The following is a 1,356-nucleotide window of genomic DNA, read 5'->3' as shown; positions in this document are numbered from 1 at the left end:
GCAACTGGGTGGCGTTCGGTTTTACGTGAGGGGCGTGACCCCATTAAAGAACGCAATAAACAAAAGCGTGAGGCAATAAGCAATCTTCATTACTTAAAAGATATTGCCGTAGATGCTTTTGAAAGTCGGAAAGCTGAATTAAAAGATGATGGTAAGGCTTGTGATTGGTTTTCACCTTTACGTCTTTATATTCTCCCTAAATTAGGCTGTCTGCCCGTTTCTGAGATTACTCAAACAGAGATACGCAATACACTTGCCCCTATTTGGCATTCAAAAGCTGGAACTGCTTATAGAGCTCTTAATCGTCTTAATCTTTGTCTCAAACATGCTGCTGCATTAGGATTGGATGTTGATTTACAGGCAACAGAAAAAGCACGCGCGCTCTTAGGTAAACAACGCCATAAAATAAAAAACTTACCTGCAATGGATTGGAGAGATGTGCCGGCTTTTTATAAAACACTTTGTCAAAAAATAACTATGACACAATTGGCTTTGCGTTTGCTTATTCTGACAGGCGTTCGCACAAATCCTTTACGTCATATTCATAAAGACCAGATTGATGGGGATATATGGATCATACCTGCTGAAAATATGAAAGGCAAGCGTGATGCTACAACAGAATTTCGTGTGCCTTTATCAACAGAAGCATTAGAAATCTTGAAACAAGCGCGCCTGCTCTCTCGCAATGATTTCTTCTTTTCTGCTAAAGGTCGCGGTCCCCTCGCTGAGAAGTGTATGTATATTTACATGAGAAAAAATAAAATTGAAGCCTGCTCCCATGGTTTTCGCTCTAGCTTACGCGATTGGCTTGCTGAAACAACCGATGCCCCCTATGAGGTTGCTGAAACTATTCTAAGTCATACAGTCGGAGGGCAAGTAGAGCGCTCCTATCGTCGTACTGACTATCTAGAACAGCGCCGTGTTTATATGGATAAATGGGCGGCTTATGTCACGGGTCAATCTTAAGATATGGGGTGAATAACCCCATTATCTGTGGATAACTTTAGCTCTCTTCTCTCTCATTCGCTCTCAATAAGAGTCATAAATTATCACATCAGAAACTGTATAATAAAATATTGTTTTCTATAAATAAAATACCTTCAAAAATGAACCAAAATGTGCTTAATAAATAGGCATGATTTATTTCCATTTTTATAGTGAAAGGATTTTAGAATGACAGAAAATGCTATTCTTTTAACAGACCGTGAAAGTGCAAAATTGCTTCATATGAGTGTCTCAACTTTCCGCCGTCATGTTACCAATGGCTCTCTCCCAAAACCTTTAAAATTTGGTTTTTTATCGCGTTGGTTACAATCAGATCTTTTGAATGTAATCGAACAAGCAAAACAGCAACGT

At 39.1% G+C, this 1,356-nt stretch carries 2 protein-coding genes; both read left to right on the top strand.

The features are described 5' to 3' along the window. Nucleotides 1-966, top strand: a 966-nt coding sequence (locus ACFINE_RS09730) for a tyrosine-type recombinase/integrase (RefSeq protein ID WP_375621890.1), incomplete at its 5' end; no start/stop codon positions are given. 207 nt (nt 967-1,173) lie between these two features. Next, the coding region (locus ACFINE_RS09725; RefSeq protein ID WP_375621889.1) for a helix-turn-helix transcriptional regulator at nt 1,174-1,356 on the top strand (183 nt) is incomplete at its 3' end.

It is taken from the genome of Bartonella sp. AA97HXZ (genome assembly GCF_042196985.1).
In the GTDB taxonomy this organism is placed as follows: domain Bacteria; phylum Pseudomonadota; class Alphaproteobacteria; order Rhizobiales; family Rhizobiaceae; genus Bartonella.
This window is presented reverse-complemented; position numbering and strand designations above follow the sequence as displayed.